Below are 15206 nucleotides of genomic sequence, written 5' to 3' on the forward strand. Positions count from 1 at the left end.
GAGGCGGCCCTGTTTCATGGACGATCAAAACAAAAACCTCATCCTCGCGACGGCTCTGAGTTTCATTGTTATTCTGGTATGGTTCGTTTTGTTCCCGCCGCCCGAGCCAACGCCAACCGATCCTAACGCTGTGGTCAGCGCTGAAGGCCAAGCCGTTTTGCCGACAGCCTCAACAGATCAAGGCGTCGCGACTGCTGGATCAAATGCTGGCGCAGCCGACGTTGAGCCCGCTACAGAAGCAGAGCGCGTTTCCATCGAAACAGAACGCCTGAAGGGCTCTATTTCCTTGCTTGGTGGCCGCATTGATCAGCTTGCCCTCAAAGACTACCGCGAAAGCCTCGAAGAGGGATCGCCAATCGTTGATTTGTTGTCCCCAACAGGCAGCAACTCGCCCTACTACGCGCTTTACGGCTGGGCGCCCGGCGCGGGTCTTTCGTTCGAGCAAGTTCCTGGACCAAATACCATTTGGAACGCCCCAGCAGGCTCTGCTTTAACAATCGATACCCCCGTCACCCTAAGCTGGGATAATGGCGCTGGCCTGCGTTTCTCGCGCGAGATTTCAGTCGACAAGGACTTTATGTTCTCCGTTACGCAAAGCGTTGAAAATACGGGCGATGGCACAGTCAGCCTCGCGCCCTACGGTATTCTCGCGCGGCATGGCGAGCCGAAAGATCTAAAGAACTTCTTCATCTTGCATGAAGGCGTTGTTGCTATGTCCGACGGTGAACTGACCGAAACCGATTATTCAGACATGCCCGATTTCGACATCAACCCGAATGAAGGCGCACGCGCGGATGTCACCCAAGTCGCAAACGAAGGCTGGGTCGGTTTCACCGATCACTTCTGGATGACCACACTTATCCCGGCTCCGGGCCCGTTCAAGTCAACAGCCAAATACGATGAGCGGCGCGACATTTACCAAACCGAAGCTGTCCTTCCGACCCAAAAACTCGCACCGGGCGCAAGCACAGCCGTCACGACCCAGCTGTTTGCAGGTGCCAAGGAGTGGGACACCATCCGCGCTTATGAAAAAGCGGGTGTTGAAGGCTTTATTGATAGCATCGATTGGGGCTGGTTCTTTTTCCTGACCAAGCCAATCTTCGCGGTTCTTCACTACCTAAACGCTTTTATCGGCAATATGGGTTGGGCAATCATTGGTCTGACGTTCTTGATCAAACTCGTTCTCTTCCCGCTGGCGTATAAGTCGAACGTGTCTATGGCGAAGATGAAAGCGCTTCAGCCGCAGATGGAAAAGATCAAAGAAAATGCTGGCGATGATAAGCAAAAACTCCAGCAAGATATGATGGCGATGTATAAGAAGGAAAAGGTAAACCCTGCGTCGGGCTGCCTGCCAATCCTTGTGCAGATCCCGATCTTTTTCTCGCTCTATAAGGTGATTTTCGTCACGCTCGAATTGCGTCACGCGCCTTGGCTAGGTTGGATTACAGACCTTTCCGCGCCCGATCCTTCGTCGATCCTAAACCTCTTTGGCTTGCTGAGCTTCTCGCCGCCCGAGGCAGGATCGATCTTTGCAATCTTCTCGCTGGGCATCTTGCCAATCATCCTTGGTATCTCCATGTGGATGCAGCAAAAGCTGAACCCCGCGCCCACCGATCCAACGCAGGCAATGATCTTTGCATGGATGCCTTGGGTGTTTATGTTCATGCTCGGCTCTTTCGCATCTGGCCTTGTGGTCTACTGGATCGCAAACAACACGATCACCTTTACGCAGCAGTATTTGATTATGCGCAGCCAAGGGGTAAAGCCGGACGTGTTTGGCAACATCAAAGCCAGCTTCAAGCGCAAACCAAAGGAAGAGTGATGGGCACCGTCACCTCCCTTTGGCGCCACCCGATCAAATCGCACGGGCGCGAAGCAATATCTTCCACAACATTAATCGCCGGGCAGACCATGCCTGGCGATCGTGTTTGGGCCGTTGCGCATGAAGCCTCAAAAGCGGACAATTCCACATGGTCTGCTTGCGCGAACTTCAATCGCATTAGCAAAGTGCCCGCGCTAATGGCGATGAACGCGCAATTGAATGAAGCGTCCGGCGTTGTCACTTTGACCCATCCGCAACTGGGTGCGCTCAGCTTTGATCCTGACGGTGATATCGCGCCGTTTCTCGCGTGGGTAAAGCCGCTGATGCCAAGCAATCGCGCGCAATCCACGCGCATCGTGAAAGTGCCCAATCGCGGCATGACAGACAGTGACTTTCCGTCAGTGACGCTTTGCAATGTGGCGTCGCACAAGGCGGTTGAGCGACAGCTCGGCATGGATATTTCACCCGATCGCTGGCGCGGAAACATTTGGATTGATGGGTTTTCCGAATGGGAAGAATTCGACTGGATGGGAAAAGACATTCGCATTGGCGCAGCTATCTTGCGCCCGGTTGAGCGAACAGATCGCTGCCCAGCAACGCATTCAAATCCCGAAACGGGCCTCAAGGATGTTGACGTGCTTTCCGCCTTGGATGCATTTGGACACCAAGACTTTTCCGTGCGCGCCGAAGTGATTCAAGGCGGCACAATCGAAATCGACAGTAAGGTAGAATTGATATGAGCCAGCTTCCTTTCCCTGTCGCTGACGAACCGGACGAATTTTCTTTGGAAAAGGGTCGTCTGCTCTTTGCGGGCGAGACCGATTTTGTCAAAGGTGTTGTTGCCATGTCTGGATTGCCTGATCCAGACCGCATGGAGGTTTGCTTTGCGGGGCGCTCGAACGTGGGTAAGTCCTCACTTATCAACGCGCTGACTGGTCGCAAAGGTCTTGCACGCGCATCAAACACGCCAGGGCGCACGCAGGAAATTAACTTTTTTACTGCAGGCGATGAACATTATCTGGTCGACTTGCCCGGCTATGGATACGCCAACGCCCCCCTTGCTGTGGTTGAAAAATGGCAGCGATTGCTCAAGCAATATCTCTCAGGTCGCCAAACCCTGCGCCGTGCGTTTGTACTCATTGATGCGCGCCACGGTGTGAAGAAAGTCGATCATGAAATCATGAGCCTTCTTGATTCCAGCGCGGTAACTTTTCAGTGCATCCTAACCAAAGCCGATAAGGTGAAAGCAGCCGAACGCGAAAAGGTTCTGAACCAAGTGCGCGGTGAGTTGGCCAAACACCCTGCGGCCTTTCCCGAGATGATTGTTACATCGTCAGAAAAGGGCGATGGCATTCCAACTTTGCGCGCAATTATTGCGACGCTTGTTTAGTCTTCCAAAACGCTAGATCACTTCATCGGCGCGGTCATCACTTTCTCCGTAACGCTTAAGCGTTGCGGGGCGCGTGCCTTCGTAAACCCGCTCGATATTGCCTGCGATCTTTGCATTTTCACGTTCGAACAGACAGTCACCGTTTAAATCCGAAGCCACGATAAACGGCCCCATGCGGTTGCATTTCAGCACCCACATGGCTTGCGCAATGCCCAGCTCTTCGTTCCAATGGACCGCCTCAACGCTTTCGACGCCGCGCCCCAAAAGCGCGCCTGTACCGTAACCAACAGTTGACAGATACACCGCGCCATTGGGCACGAAGTAATCTTTGTAGTCTTTCGAGGTCATGCCGCCCTTGCCTACGATCAGTTTGGCCCCTGTTTTGGCCATCCATTCGGGCAACCATTTGGCAAAGCGGAACGAGGCCGTAGCCGTGACCGCGCCCATATCAAAGCTGCCGTCTGCGTTGATCCGCGCGGCGGGGGAGCAGTGAAAATTCGCGGCTGATTGGCTGGGCAATTCCATCGGAATGTTTGCCTGATCCTCCAGCGCGCGCATATAGACCCCTTCGCGCGCGGTATACATCAGGCCAGAGAGGTAAACGATGTCCCCCAATCGCAGCTCTGCGATGGCCTCATCCGTTGGTGTTGTGGAGAGATCAATTTCACGCAAATTGCTCATTCCGCAGCCTCCAGTGCAGGTTCCCAATCGACGGTTTCACGGCGCTGATAAGGTGTGAACCAATCGGGATCAGTGCGGTATTCCACGCGCCCATCGGGGAACAGGCGCGCAACCGCGCGGCGCGAGGACAGGCAAAAGGCGTGCACAGACATCGGCATGCCGCCCGTGTGGCAATAGCCGACCTCGATATTGCAATCGATTACCATGTTCTTGCCGACAAACCCCATTGCGCCCATGCCGATCGAGTTGCCCAGCTCTTTGAATTCGGCCTCCATTTCAGCAATTTTCGGGTCAGAGTTTTGGCTGCCAACAACGCGCAGCGTCGAAGCGCGTTTGCCAAGGCTCATGCAGATGTCCTTGGAGCCGCCAAGCCCGATACCGATGATCGCAGGCTGACAAGCAAGACCACGTTTGCCAAAGGCCATGAGGCTATCAAGGTAAAACCGTTTGATCCCTTGGATGCCGTCAGACGGGAAAAGCATGCGGTAGTCAGAGCCGAACAAGCCGCCTTTGTGCACGGTGATTAGGTCAATCCAGTCGCCGCTTGGTTCGAACCCGTATTCAATCTCAGGCGCGCCGATGCCGACGTTATTGTTGTGATCGGTTCGCCAAAGAGGATGCACGCGGTTGGGGCGAAGTGGCACCCCATTTGTCGCATTCGCCGTTGCGCGGCGCAGCGCGGATTCAAGCGCGACCATCCCGCCCTCAACACACGCGCCGTTGCCCATTTTCACGAACCAACGCGGCACGCCCGTGTCGCCACACATGGCGCGGCGGTCTTCTTTTGCGGCTTCGTAATTCTCAAGCATGGCTTTCAGAACGAAAGACGACAGATCGCCGTCTTCGGTTTTGGCGGCCTGTTGTAGCCCATCGAGATAGTCCTGTGGGATCTCGATTGCGGCTTTGTCCATAAGGGCTTCGGCGGTGGATTGGATAAGGTTTATCGGGATCATTGCGCGGCCACCAATGTTTCTGGTGAACCTTCGGGCAAGATGGTTTCGCCCGGGCGCACGACGGTGAATTGAACGGGTTCGCGGGTCAGCTCTACTTTGCCGCCCGTTAAGCGCGCCACGGTGAAATCGCTGTCTTCCATCGCGCCCGGCTCTGGGAAATCTTCGCGGAAATGCGCCCCGCGCGAGTTCTCGCGGGTGAGTGCAGCTTTGGCAATCACCTCGGAAATATCGCAGAGCGAGCGCATGTTGAGCCAGTCATGCCACGTAAGATTGAAGGCGAGATTGCTAGCGTCAACGCCCACATCCATTAGCGCATCGGACACCCCTGCGATGCCCGTTAGCCCGCGTTTCATGCCCGCTTCGGTGCGCATCACGCCGACGTCGTCCCACATCAGGTCTTGCAATTGTTTGCGCAAGGGCAGCACCAAATCCGGCTTTTGGGACAGAGGATGGATTGCACGTTCGAGTTCCGCCGCAAGCACAGTTTCATCGGGGTCACGAAGGGTCGGCATTTGGCGAATGTCCATGCCCATCGTATCGCCAGCGATACCGCCATAAACGGTGGAATTGGCCACACCATTGCCGCCCAAACGGTTCGAGCCATGCGCGCCGCCTGCGTCTTCGCCAGCAACATAAAGCCCCTCCATCGCGGTGCGCGTATCCACGTCGACGATCACGCCGCCCATGAAATAATGCGCGGTTGGCACGACTTCGACTTGGCCAGCGGCCAGATCAAACCCGCTGTCCGCGCAGCGGTTCACCATGCCTTTGAACTTTTTGCGAACATTCTCGGGACCCAGATGGGACATAGAGATGAACACGCCTTCTTGCTTTGGATCGTTGTTTTTGCGCATCTCCGCATAGATGCCACGGCTGACCACATCGCGCGTGGCGCGCTCGCCTTTGGCGTCGTAGTCATACATGAAGCGTTGGCCATTGTGGTTAATGAGCTGGCCGCCTGCACCGCGCAGTCCTTCCTCTAGCACGGTGCCTGTCATGCGGGTGTGATCGCCAGCCAGCAGGCCCGTTGGATGGAATTGCACCATTTCCATATCGCGCAATTTGAGCCCCGCGCGCAGGGCCATCGCCAAACCGTCCATCGTTTTATCGCCGCTCGGCGTGTGGTATTTGTACATTGACGGGCCACCGCCCGTTGCCATCAAAACCGTCTTGGCGCGCACTAGGCGAAATGTTCCGGTGCGCATGTCGATCATCAAAACGCCAGCCAAAGCAGAGCCATCTTTAGTCGGGATCAGCCCAACAGCGCGATGCTCTTGCAGTTTTTCAACGCCGCTGGCGAGCACCTTTTCCATCAAGCGGTTGATGATTTCGATGCCTGTTAGATCACCTTTGTGGACTGTGCGATCTGCGGTTTGGCCAGCGAAGGCCTTTTGATGCAGTGAGCCATCGGTGTTGCGATCAAAGAAGCAGCCCACTTCGTTTTCAAGCTCGCGCACCCGAACAACCGCCTGTTCACATAACCGCCAAGCCATGTCCTGATTGGGAAGCCACTTGCCACCGTTGATCGTATCCATGAAATGGCGCTCGACCGTATCACCGCCGCCAAGCGCGACGTTGTAACCGCCTTGCACCATACGCGTGCAGCCGCATTTACCAATCAAACCTTTGACAGCGATGGTTATTTTGGTGCCCTCGGGTGCCTTTTGCTGCGCATGAAGCGCCGCGAAGAGGCCCGCGCCGCCCGTGCCGATGATCAGGATGTCGGTGTCGTGGCGTTCTATGTCTGATAGCCGCATATCAAATGGCCTTCATGAAAAACAAAGCTGCGATGAGGAAGGAGATCGCTGTCGCGCCGGCGGCAAGGGACTTTTGCGAAGCGCTCCACGGCAGGAATTCCATCGCCATAAGGCGCAAGCCGCCGAACATGTGCACTGCTAATCCAAAGACGAGCGCGACTTCTGCCAGTTTTACCACGCCGTTTTCCGTCAGATGCAAAAAACCGTCGAGCCGTTCTGGGTTGGTCATCGCCATCGCCAGCACCCAAAAATGTAGCGGTAGGAAAAGTGCCAAACCGACGCCCGAGATACGGTGCAGGATGTAGGCCAGCCATAGCGGGTGCGCGCGCGATGTGATGCCTTTTGCCGCCCTCATGCGCCTAATCCTGTTGCAAACGTCACCGCCCAAACCGCGCGTGCGCCTAGGGCAAAAAGGGCGATGCCGATTGCCCACATAAGCGTTTCCAGCGCAGGCCCTTTTATGCCGCCCCATTCGTGAAAGACCGTGCGCAGACCGATAGCGCCATGAATTGAGACTGCGAGAACGAAGGTTCCGTAGAACAGGAACCACAGAGCGGACCCTTGCGTTCTGCCTAGAATTTCTGCGGTGCTTAGACCGTTCTGGATCGCGTAGATCATGACCGCCAAATGTCCCAGCACCAGCGGAGCCATCAAAAGCGCGGTGATCCGTTGCAGCATATAGAGGCGCAAGTTGAGCATCAGCCGCTCCGTTTGAAGAAGGATTTTGCAGTTTCGCGTTTCAGACCCGAAATGGCAGACATCGGGTCAAGATCATTGGGGCAATAGGCGGTGCAGGAGCCCATGGAGTGGCAATTGTGGCATCCACCTTTGCCTGACACCGCGTCTAAGATCGCGGTGCGCCCTTCATCTTTTGCATCATTGAGCAGTGTCCACGCCCGTTGCAAAGCAGCGGGGCCAAGGTAGTCGGGATTGCCCGCAACGGTATCGCAAGCGGCATAGCAGACAGAGCAATTGATGCACTCGATGCCTGCATTTGCTTCTACGCGATGCGCGCTTTGTTCATCTATCGCAGAGATGGGATCGTCACGTGTGAGCGCGCCGTGATGCACGCCTTCGGCAGCGATCCATTTGTCAAAGAATGGGTCCATATCGACGACCAAGTCCTTGATCAGCGGCAAGTTTCGCAACGGACCTATGGTCACGGCATTACCGTTCAACACCTTTGACATATGTGTTCGGCAGGTCCATCGCGGCACGCCATTCACCATCATCGCGCAGCTTCCGCACATGCCGACGCGGCAGGCGAAGCGATAGCTCAGGGTCGGATCGGCGTTCTGCTGCACCCAAGAGACGACATCGAGCACGGTCTGGTTTTCAAAGGCAGGAACATCAAAGGTCGCATCGCCCTGCTGACCGCGATCTATCGTTACCTTTAAGACGTCTGAGGTCATGCCGATTGAGTATCCATTGGTTTTCTCGCTTCGGCAGTCTACAGCGCTTAGCTGGGCTTTAGTAAGCCTACATTTCCTTTAAGTTTCTGAAAGCAACGCTTACTTAAGCTTAACGCCCAATCCTTTTGCGCGCGTTTTGGTATAGGCGACGGTTTGCTTCGACAAACTGGCGAACCAAGGGCGCGAGCAAACGGCGTTCGCGGCCCTTTAGATAGGAATATCCGCTAAGCGCTCCGATGCTTGCACCCATTGCGTCCACGATAAGATCGCTCATCGTGTCGTCTAGGCCGCTTTTCTGCATGTTCAGCCCAAAGCCACGATCCATGCCATATTCAAAGATTTCCCATAAGCTGCCGACGGTCATCGCCAAGCAGAACGACAAAAAGCATATGGCCACGTGCGGCGCTGCAAATCTATCGCCTTCGAAAATCGTGAGAATAAACAAGAAACCAAACAGACCGAATGCGACCGCTGAGGAGCCGTGCAGCGCGATATCCCACCACCATAAGCGATCATAAAACCCAAAGGCTTCGCCAAGAAACACAGATGCAAACACGAACAAGGTCGTTGCGATCAGAAACGGTAAAGGCAAAGTGATTGCATACCGCTTTGCCAAGAGGGCCGGAGCTACCGCGAGCGCGAAAGTAGCAAATGAGACGAACGAAAGGTCCCATCTCCCCAATCCAAGAGCAATGAGCGCTGTTAAGAGCAATGCGCCCCAAAGCACCAACATGACGCGGCTATGTCCCTTCGTGAGATGCATTTTGGTTGGACGCTCCCTTCTTTCTTGCAGGTTTCTTCATATATATACCCTATGACAGCCCAAAACGAACCAAAGAGCCTTCGTTTTGCGAGTTACAATATTCGCAAAGCCAAAGGACTTGATCAGCGCCGCGATCCGCATCGCGTTCTTGACGTAATCAATTGCTTGGAAGCCGACGTAGTGGCGTTGCAGGAAGCGGACATGCGCCTTGGTGCACGCCCCTCTGCATTGCCGCGGCGGTTGATTGAGCATGAGACCGATTTTGAAGTGCTTAACGTTGCCACGAATGATGTGAGCCTTGGCTGGCATGGCAATGCCGTGTTGATGCGCAAAGGTTTGCATGCAAAAAACATCGCGCGCATTGCCCTGCCGGGCTTGGAGCCGCGCGGTGCGGTGCGGTTTGATCTGGATATGCCAAGGCCTGTGACAGTGATCGCCACCCATCTTGGCCTTGCGCGGCGACACAGGCTGCGTCAGCTGGAAACGTTGGTCTCTGAGCTGTCTGGCTCTCGTGATGCGATGATCATGGGTGATTTTAACGAGTGGTCCACCAAGCGTGGATTTGAGCCGTTGGAGGAGGATTTTGATTTGCTCAGTCCCGGTCATTCCTTCCACGCCGCCCGCCCGATTGCCGCGCTCGATAAGATAGCGCATCGGGGCGGGATTAAGGTTGCCGACGCTGGTGTCGATGAAAGTAAACGCGCCCGCCGCGCCTCGGATCATTTGCCAATTTGGGCGGATGTGCGGGTGGCGTGAAGAATAGATCGCGATTTATTTCGTTAGATGAGCGGATCGTAAGACCACTGTAGCAGCGCCTGTCTTTGACGGGGTCGGCAGAAGATATCGGCTGGCTGGCAATTTGCTCTGACTTGCCCAGCATGGCGCGCAAAACCGCGCCAGCGTTTGATCTGCACCGCGTCTACCATCGGCAACCGACGGCCAAGAAAATAGCGGCAATACCATTGGAACCACCCTCTGGGATCAGGTTCCAAAATCCATCCCTTTTGCTGCCAAACAGATAGTGGCTGCCGACTTTTTATCGCAAAATAATTTACTGACGGGTCTGCGCGCGTACTCAGTTTTGCGTTTTGAAACCAGCTCTCGGGGAATTCACCCGTGCAATCATTGCAATATTTCCCTTCGAAAACACCCATTTCGAGCATCTCTTGTGGTGAAAAATATGGGGCAAAAACATCCGATTTCACATCACCAAGCGGCGCTGAAATTTTGTAAATGTAATCGCGTTGCATTTTGTCGTTTACGACAACGGTTGCACCAATTTCCACGACAATCCCCCCAATGAATTTGGCACCTCACATAACAGAAAAGGCCACCCCTTTGGAGCGGCCTTCTTTAGCTTTTTGACAATTAGCGCTTAGTTCAGCGCTTTGTCCGTGATCGCATGTGTCCATGCGCCTTCAGGCGCTTTGGTGATCACAGGGTCGGAGCCACCTGAGAGCAAGGATTGAACCGTGCGCTCGTAATCGGCTTCGACCAATGCACCATTGGAGCCTGCGGTCAGCTTGGCAATCTCGCCCATCATGCGTTTCTGGTGCTCTTCTGTTTGAGCGCCTGATGCATCGTTGTCGAGCACGATTTCAGCCGCCTCATCCGGGTTCGCTTCCGCGTATTTCCAACCCTTCATGGATGCGCGCACGAAGCGCACCAGCTTGTCTTCCATGCCCTCTTCCGCGAGCTTGTCTTCCAGCACATAGAGGCCGTCCTCAAGCGTAGCGACACCTTGGTCTTCGTATTTGAACACCATCAGATCGTCAGGCGAAAGGCCCGCGTCAATCACCTGCCAGTACTCATTGTAGGTCATTGTGGACACGCAAGCCGCTTGCTTTTGCAGCAGTGGATCGACGTTGAAACCTTGCTTGAGAACCGTGACGCCGCCGTCAGAGCCGTCCGTGGCAAGGCCCAGTTTGCTCATCCAGCTGAGGAAGGGGAATTCGTTGCCGAAGAACCAAACGCCCAGCGTTTTGCCTGCGAAATCATCCGTAGAGGAAATGCCCGCGTCCTTGCGGCAGGTCAGCATCATGCCAGAGGATTTGAACGGCTGGGCGATGTTGACCATCGGCAGGCCCTTCTCGCGCGCCGCGAGGGCCGCTGGCATCCAGTCAACGGAGACATCCGCGCCGCCACCCGCAAGAACCTGCGTTGGAGCGATGTCAGGGCCACCGGGCTTGATCGTCACGTTGAGGTCTTCGTCGCTGTAAAAGCCCTTGTCGAGCGCGACGTAGTAGCCCGCGAATTGCGCTTGCGTGACCCACTTGAGTTGTAGTGTCAAATCGTCAGCGGCCTGCGCCATCGTTGACATCGCGCCGAGGGCAGCAGCGCCGACCCATTTTGAAAGTACTTTCATTTTTTCTCTCCTAGTTGGTTGTTTTATAATCGTTTTGCTCAACCTCGTTGTGACGGATGCCAGAACGTCCATTTGCGTTCCAGCAGTGCCATTCCGCCGTAGAATACTGATCCGGTGATCGCTGCGACCACGATTTCTGCCCAGACCAGATCAAGCGCCAATTGGCCGACGCTTGTGGAAATACGAAAGCCCATGCCACGGATGGGCGAGCCGAAGAACTCGGCCACGATGGCCCCGATCAGCGCCAATGTGGTCGCGATTTTCAACCCGTTGAAGATGAACGGAAGCGCCATAGGCAGGCGCAGTTTAAAGAGGGTTTTCCAATAGCCTGCTGCATAGGTGCGCATCAGATCGCGTTGCATCGCATCACTGGACGCGAGGCCTTGCACGGTGTTCACGAGGATCGGGAAGAAGATCATCACGACCACCACGGCAGCTTTGGATTGCCAGTCGAAGCCGAACCACATCACCAGAATGGGGGCCATCCCGATGATGGGGAGCGCCGCGGCGAAGTTGCCAACCGGCAAGAGGCCCCGTTTGAGGAAATCGAAGCGATCAACGGCAAGCGCTGTCGCGAAGGCCGCGAGGCAGCCGATGATATATCCGCTCATCATGCCCTTGAGCACGGTTTGAACCCAGTCCTGCCACAGTATGTCGAGGGAGGCGGCGAAGCGTGCTGCGATGACAGAGGGCGCGGGCAAAAGCACTTGTTGGATTTGGAATCCGCGAACGACGCATTCCCAAATGATTAGAAGCGTTACGCCGAAGATGATCGGAACCAAAAGAGATGTTGCGCGCGACTTGGGCAGCGCGGACAGGCGCACGTTTGCGTACCAGCCAAGCGCCCAGAAAACTGCCCCTGCAAATAGCCAAGTCATTGCGCCATCCCCATACGTTTAAGGGTGATGCGCTGGATCAGCCCAATAATTGCCACGAGCGAAGCGGCAAGAGCAGCGGCCACCAGAAGTGCGCTCCAGATTTGGATGGTTTGTCCGTAATAGCTACCCGCCAAGAGACGCGCGCCAAGGCCAGCAACTGCTCCTGTAGGAAGTTCACCCACGATTGCGCCGACGATTGCCGCTGCCATGGCAATTTTGAGCGACGTAAAGAGGTAGGGCATAGAGGACGGCAGACGCAAACGCCAGAAGGTTTGCGCGCCGCTCGCATTCCATGTGCGCATCTGATCGAGCTGCATATGATCAGGCGAGCGCAGCCCTTTGACCATGCCGACGACCACCGGGAAGAACGACAAATACATTGAAATAATCGCCTTGGGCAGCAGGCCTTGAATGCCAATCGCGTTCAGAACCACGATAATCATCGGGGCAACGGCGAGGATCGGAATGGTCTGCGAAGTGATGATCCACGGCATCACGCTCATGTCCATTGTGCGGTTGAAGACGATGCCGACGGCCAATGCGATACCAAGGACCGCGCCAAGTGCGAACCCCAGAAGCGTCGCGCTAAGGGTGATCCACGAATGGTAAATCAGCGAGCGTTTGGAGGTGATCTTCTTTTCTACAGTGGTCTTCCAAATCTCGCGCGTAACCTGATGCGGCGCAGGCAGCTTGGGCTTCTTTTGCGACCATGTGTCGGCGATCAATTCGCCCGTGGAAAGCTGCACCTCGGCGCGCTGTGCCTTGTCATAGGCCCATGGCGCGTTGAGCCAAACGGCAGCCCCATACCAAAGCGCAATGATCGCGGCGACAACGGTGAGAATGGGCAATAGGTTTTTCATAGCTGCCAGCCCATTCGCACAACGCCAAATTGCCACTCCACTGATCTAGTCATCGCTATGCCCCGCCCTTAGGCCTTCGCGCACGCGGTGGGCGATTTCGATGAATTCGGGGCTGTCGCGAATATCGAGCGGACGCTCGCGCGGCAATGTGCTTTCTATCACATCGGCAATGCGGCCCGGGCGCGGGGACATGACGACAATTTTGGTGGATAGGTAGACTGCTTCAGGAATGGAGTGCGTGACAAAAGCGATGGTCTTTTGCGTGCGATCCCAGAGGTGGAGCAATTGCTCGTTCAGATGGTCGCGCACGATTTCATCCAGCGCGCCAAAGGGTTCATCCATTAGCAAAATGTCCGCATCGAACGCCAGCGCTCGCGCGATGGAGGCGCGCTGCTGCATGCCACCAGAGAGCTGCCATGGGAATTTCTTCTCAAATCCGTCGAGTTCAACCAGTTCCAGAACCCGCTTCACACGTTCTGCTTGATCGGACTTGTCATAGCCCATGATCTCCAGCGGCAGGCGAATGTTGCCGCCAATCGTGCGCCATGGATAAAGCCCTGCGGCCTGAAACACATAGCCATAAGCACGCGCGCGGCGGGCCTCTTCGGGGCTGACACCATTGACGGTTATCTCGCCAGAGGTCGGCTGTTCCAAGTCGGCCATGACCCGCAAAAACGTGGTTTTGCCGCAACCCGACGGGCCGATAAAGCTGACGAAATCGCCCTTGTGAATGTCCAATGACACATCCTTGAGCGCATGCACTGGCCCGTCGTTGGTCTGGAATGTCAGGCTAAGGTCCTTAGCGCTGATGATAGTGTCTTTGCTCAATGTCTGCGCCTTGCTTTAGATGCCTGCGGGAATGTTCATCGGATCGCGTTTGATCATCTTCGGTGCGTTCAGCTCTTTCCATTTGGAGAGCGCAACATTGGGCGCCGCAAAGGCTGGACGCGGGATGAAACGCCCACGGCCCGGCTGGGGTTGGCTGTTTTGACCCCATGCCCAGATGACCTCGCCGCGGTTCAGCGTGTAGCGCGCCTGAGCGGTAACGTCGAAGCCTTCGAACACGTTATAATCAAGGATCGAATGGTGGTTCGCGGGGCTGATCGTTTTGCTGATTTTCGGATCCCAAACCACGATATCCGCGTCCGCGCCTTCAACAATCGCGCCTTTCTTGGGGTAGATGTTGAGGATTTTGGCCGCGTTTGTGGACGTCGCTGCCACGAACTCGTTCGGCGTGAGACGGCCTGTTTCCACGCCCTCGGTCCAGAGCACCGCGAGGCGTTCTTCTAGCCCATTCGAGCCATTCGGAATGATGCGGAAATCATCGCGGCCAGCGCGTTTTTGCTCGGTCGTGAAGGCCGCGTGGTCGGTGGCAACCACTTGCAGGGAGCCCGCTTGCAGACCCGCCCAAAGGCTGTCCTGATGTTCCTTATTGCGGAAGGGAGGCGACATGACGCGGCGCGCGGCGTGGTCCCAATCTTGGTGGAAATACTCGGTTTCATCGAGCGTCAGGAATTGGATCAATGGCTCACCATAAACGCGCATGCCTTTTTGGCGCGCGCGGCGGATGGCTTCATGCGCTTGCTCGCAAGAAACATGAACGATGTAGAGCGGCGTGCCTGCGCAATCGGCAATGGTGATCGCGCGGTTGGCGGCTTCGCCCTCGAACTCAGGCGGGCGGGAATAGGCGTGGCCCTCTGGGCCTGTCATGCCCTCGTCAAAGTACTTTTGTTGCATCTCAGCGACGAGATCGCCGTTCTCCGCATGCACCATTGGCAAAGCGCCCAGCTCGCGGCAACGCTTGAAAGAGGCGAACATTTCATCGTCCTCAATCATCAAGGCACCTTTGTAGGCCATGAAATGTTTGAAGCTGTTGACGCCCATATCGACGGCGTCTTTCATGCCGTTGAAAACACCCTCATCCCAACCCGTGATTGCCATGTGATAGCCAACGTCAGAGCAGATTTGCGGCGCGGATTTGCGGTGCCATTCATTGATCGCGTTCTTCAGATCGCCGTCCTCGCCGGGCAGGCAGAAATCAACGATCATCGTGGTGCCGCCTGTTGCGGCGGCCCATGTGCCTGTCTCGAATGTTTCAGCAGCGGTGGTGCCCATGAACGGCATCTCGAGATGGGTGTGGGGATCAATGCCGCCGGGGATCACATAGGCGCCCTCCGCGTCGATATATTCGTCGCCCTTCAGGTCCTCGCCGATCTGCTTGATCACTTCGCCCTCGATCAGAACGTCAGCTTTCCACGTGCGATCTGCTGTGCAGACCATGCCGCCTTTGATTACTTTGGTGCCCATCATTCTATCCCTTAGCTA

The 15206-nt window shown here is 55.7% G+C and carries 17 protein-coding genes; 4 read left to right on the top strand and 13 right to left on the bottom strand.

The features are described from left to right. Window positions 1–16: 16 nt before the first annotated feature. Genes yidC through yihA form a run of 3 tightly spaced genes read left to right on the top strand, consistent with a single transcriptional unit; the run spans window position 17 to window position 3212 of the window. A complete protein-coding gene (gene yidC, locus ACRBCU_RS11120) occupies window positions 17–1822 on the top strand; it encodes a membrane protein insertase YidC (RefSeq protein ID WP_431365452.1) in 1806 nt (601 codons plus the stop codon). Beyond that, entirely contained in the window at window positions 1822–2562 is a 741-nt protein-coding gene (locus tag ACRBCU_RS11125) for an MOSC domain-containing protein (protein ID WP_431365453.1), read from the top strand. The genes yidC and ACRBCU_RS11125 overlap by 1 nt, the downstream gene beginning before the upstream one ends. Continuing rightward, window positions 2559–3212, top strand: coding sequence for a ribosome biogenesis GTP-binding protein YihA/YsxC (yihA, locus tag ACRBCU_RS11130; RefSeq protein ID WP_431365454.1), 654 nt, complete (start codon window positions 2559–2561; stop codon window positions 3210–3212). The genes ACRBCU_RS11125 and yihA overlap by 4 nt, the downstream gene beginning before the upstream one ends. A 12-nt stretch (window positions 3213–3224) precedes the next feature. On the opposite strand, the gene ACRBCU_RS11135 is transcribed toward yihA, so the two are convergent. The 7 genes from ACRBCU_RS11135 to ACRBCU_RS11165 all read right to left on the bottom strand — a co-directional run bounded on the left by ACRBCU_RS11135 (window position 3225) and on the right by ACRBCU_RS11165 (window position 8778). Next, window positions 3225–3893, bottom strand: a complete 669-nt coding sequence (locus tag ACRBCU_RS11135) for a fumarate hydratase C-terminal domain-containing protein (RefSeq protein ID WP_431365455.1) — start codon at window positions 3891–3893, stop codon at window positions 3225–3227. Beyond that, window positions 3890–4846: a fumarate hydratase gene (locus ACRBCU_RS11140; RefSeq protein WP_431365456.1), complete on the bottom strand. Its 957-nt coding sequence runs from the start codon at window positions 4844–4846 to the stop codon at window positions 3890–3892. The genes ACRBCU_RS11135 and ACRBCU_RS11140 overlap by 4 nt, the downstream gene beginning before the upstream one ends. Beyond that, complete coding sequence (locus ACRBCU_RS11145; protein ID WP_431365457.1) at window positions 4843–6603, bottom strand: L-aspartate oxidase; 1761 nt, start codon at window positions 6601–6603, stop codon at window positions 4843–4845. Before ACRBCU_RS11145 ends, ACRBCU_RS11140 begins: the two co-directional genes overlap by 4 nt. A 1-nt stretch (window position 6604) precedes the next feature. Next, window positions 6605–6958, bottom strand: a complete 354-nt coding sequence (gene sdhC, locus ACRBCU_RS11150; protein WP_431365458.1) for a succinate dehydrogenase, cytochrome b556 subunit — start codon at window positions 6956–6958, stop codon at window positions 6605–6607. Continuing rightward, window positions 6955–7302, bottom strand: a complete 348-nt coding sequence (locus ACRBCU_RS11155; RefSeq protein WP_431365459.1) for a succinate dehydrogenase — start codon at window positions 7300–7302, stop codon at window positions 6955–6957. Before ACRBCU_RS11155 ends, sdhC begins: the two co-directional genes overlap by 4 nt. Beyond that, a complete protein-coding gene (locus tag ACRBCU_RS11160) occupies window positions 7302–8015 on the bottom strand; it encodes a succinate dehydrogenase/fumarate reductase iron-sulfur subunit (RefSeq protein ID WP_431365460.1) in 714 nt (237 codons plus the stop codon). The genes ACRBCU_RS11155 and ACRBCU_RS11160 overlap by 1 nt, the downstream gene beginning before the upstream one ends. A gap of 109 nt (window positions 8016–8124) precedes the next feature. Continuing rightward, a complete protein-coding gene (locus tag ACRBCU_RS11165; protein ID WP_431365461.1) occupies window positions 8125–8778 on the bottom strand; it encodes a hypothetical protein in 654 nt (217 codons plus the stop codon). A gap of 51 nt (window positions 8779–8829) precedes the next feature. On the opposite strand from ACRBCU_RS11165, the gene ACRBCU_RS11170 reads away from it, so the two are divergent. After that, the gene (locus ACRBCU_RS11170) at window positions 8830–9534 is read left to right on the top strand and encodes an endonuclease/exonuclease/phosphatase family protein (protein WP_431365462.1); all 705 of its coding nucleotides are present in this window, start codon (window positions 8830–8832) and stop codon (window positions 9532–9534) included. Between the two features lie 23 nt (window positions 9535–9557). On the opposite strand, the gene ACRBCU_RS11175 is transcribed toward ACRBCU_RS11170, so the two are convergent. The 6 genes from ACRBCU_RS11175 to hydA all read right to left on the bottom strand — a co-directional run bounded on the left by ACRBCU_RS11175 (window position 9558) and on the right by hydA (window position 15188). After that, the gene (locus ACRBCU_RS11175) at window positions 9558–10064 is read right to left on the bottom strand and encodes a hypothetical protein (protein WP_431365463.1); all 507 of its coding nucleotides are present in this window, start codon (window positions 10062–10064) and stop codon (window positions 9558–9560) included. 89 nt (window positions 10065–10153) lie between these two features. After that, entirely contained in the window at window positions 10154–11143 is a 990-nt protein-coding gene (locus tag ACRBCU_RS11180; RefSeq protein ID WP_431365464.1) for an ABC transporter substrate-binding protein, read from the bottom strand. A 38-nt stretch (window positions 11144–11181) separates the two neighbouring features. After that, on the bottom strand, window positions 11182–12021 hold the full coding sequence (locus ACRBCU_RS11185; protein WP_431365465.1) for an ABC transporter permease: 840 nt from the start codon (window positions 12019–12021) through the stop codon (window positions 11182–11184). After that, window positions 12018–12881, bottom strand: coding sequence for an ABC transporter permease (locus ACRBCU_RS11190; protein WP_431365466.1), 864 nt, complete (start codon window positions 12879–12881; stop codon window positions 12018–12020). Before ACRBCU_RS11190 ends, ACRBCU_RS11185 begins: the two co-directional genes overlap by 4 nt. A gap of 45 nt (window positions 12882–12926) precedes the next feature. Beyond that, the gene (locus tag ACRBCU_RS11195; protein WP_431365467.1) at window positions 12927–13709 is read right to left on the bottom strand and encodes an ABC transporter ATP-binding protein; all 783 of its coding nucleotides are present in this window, start codon (window positions 13707–13709) and stop codon (window positions 12927–12929) included. Window positions 13710–13724: 15 nt separating this feature from the next. Then, window positions 13725–15188, bottom strand: coding sequence for a dihydropyrimidinase (hydA, locus tag ACRBCU_RS11200; RefSeq protein ID WP_431365468.1), 1464 nt, complete (start codon window positions 15186–15188; stop codon window positions 13725–13727). Window positions 15189–15206 lie beyond the last annotated feature (18 nt).

Origin of the sequence: Planktotalea sp., from assembly GCF_050633725.1 — a bacterium.
Classification (GTDB): domain Bacteria; phylum Pseudomonadota; class Alphaproteobacteria; order Rhodobacterales; family Rhodobacteraceae; genus Planktotalea.

Coding starts and splice junctions, on each gene's coding strand:
- yidC (WP_431365452.1), top strand. CDS start 17: ATGGACGATCAAAACAAAAACCTCATCCTCGCGACGGCTCTGAGTTTC.
- ACRBCU_RS11125 (WP_431365453.1), top strand. CDS start 1,822: ATGGGCACCGTCACCTCCCTTTGGCGCCACCCGATCAAATCGCACGGG.
- yihA (WP_431365454.1), top strand. CDS start 2,559: ATGAGCCAGCTTCCTTTCCCTGTCGCTGACGAACCGGACGAATTTTCT.
- ACRBCU_RS11135 (WP_431365455.1), bottom strand. CDS start 3,893: ATGAGCAATTTGCGTGAAATTGATCTCTCCACAACACCAACGGATGAG.
- ACRBCU_RS11140 (WP_431365456.1), bottom strand. CDS start 4,846: ATGATCCCGATAAACCTTATCCAATCCACCGCCGAAGCCCTTATGGAC.
- ACRBCU_RS11145 (WP_431365457.1), bottom strand. CDS start 6,603: ATGCGGCTATCAGACATAGAACGCCACGACACCGACATCCTGATCATC.
- sdhC (WP_431365458.1), bottom strand. CDS start 6,958: ATGAGGGCGGCAAAAGGCATCACATCGCGCGCGCACCCGCTATGGCTG.
- ACRBCU_RS11155 (WP_431365459.1), bottom strand. CDS start 7,302: ATGCTCAACTTGCGCCTCTATATGCTGCAACGGATCACCGCGCTTTTG.
- ACRBCU_RS11160 (WP_431365460.1), bottom strand. CDS start 8,015: ATGACCTCAGACGTCTTAAAGGTAACGATAGATCGCGGTCAGCAGGGC.
- ACRBCU_RS11165 (WP_431365461.1), bottom strand. CDS start 8,778: ATGCATCTCACGAAGGGACATAGCCGCGTCATGTTGGTGCTTTGGGGC.
- ACRBCU_RS11170 (WP_431365462.1), top strand. CDS start 8,830: ATGACAGCCCAAAACGAACCAAAGAGCCTTCGTTTTGCGAGTTACAAT.
- ACRBCU_RS11180 (WP_431365464.1), bottom strand. CDS start 11,143: ATGAAAGTACTTTCAAAATGGGTCGGCGCTGCTGCCCTCGGCGCGATG.
- ACRBCU_RS11185 (WP_431365465.1), bottom strand. CDS start 12,021: ATGACTTGGCTATTTGCAGGGGCAGTTTTCTGGGCGCTTGGCTGGTAC.
- ACRBCU_RS11190 (WP_431365466.1), bottom strand. CDS start 12,881: ATGAAAAACCTATTGCCCATTCTCACCGTTGTCGCCGCGATCATTGCG.
- hydA (WP_431365468.1), bottom strand. CDS start 15,188: ATGGGCACCAAAGTAATCAAAGGCGGCATGGTCTGCACAGCAGATCGC.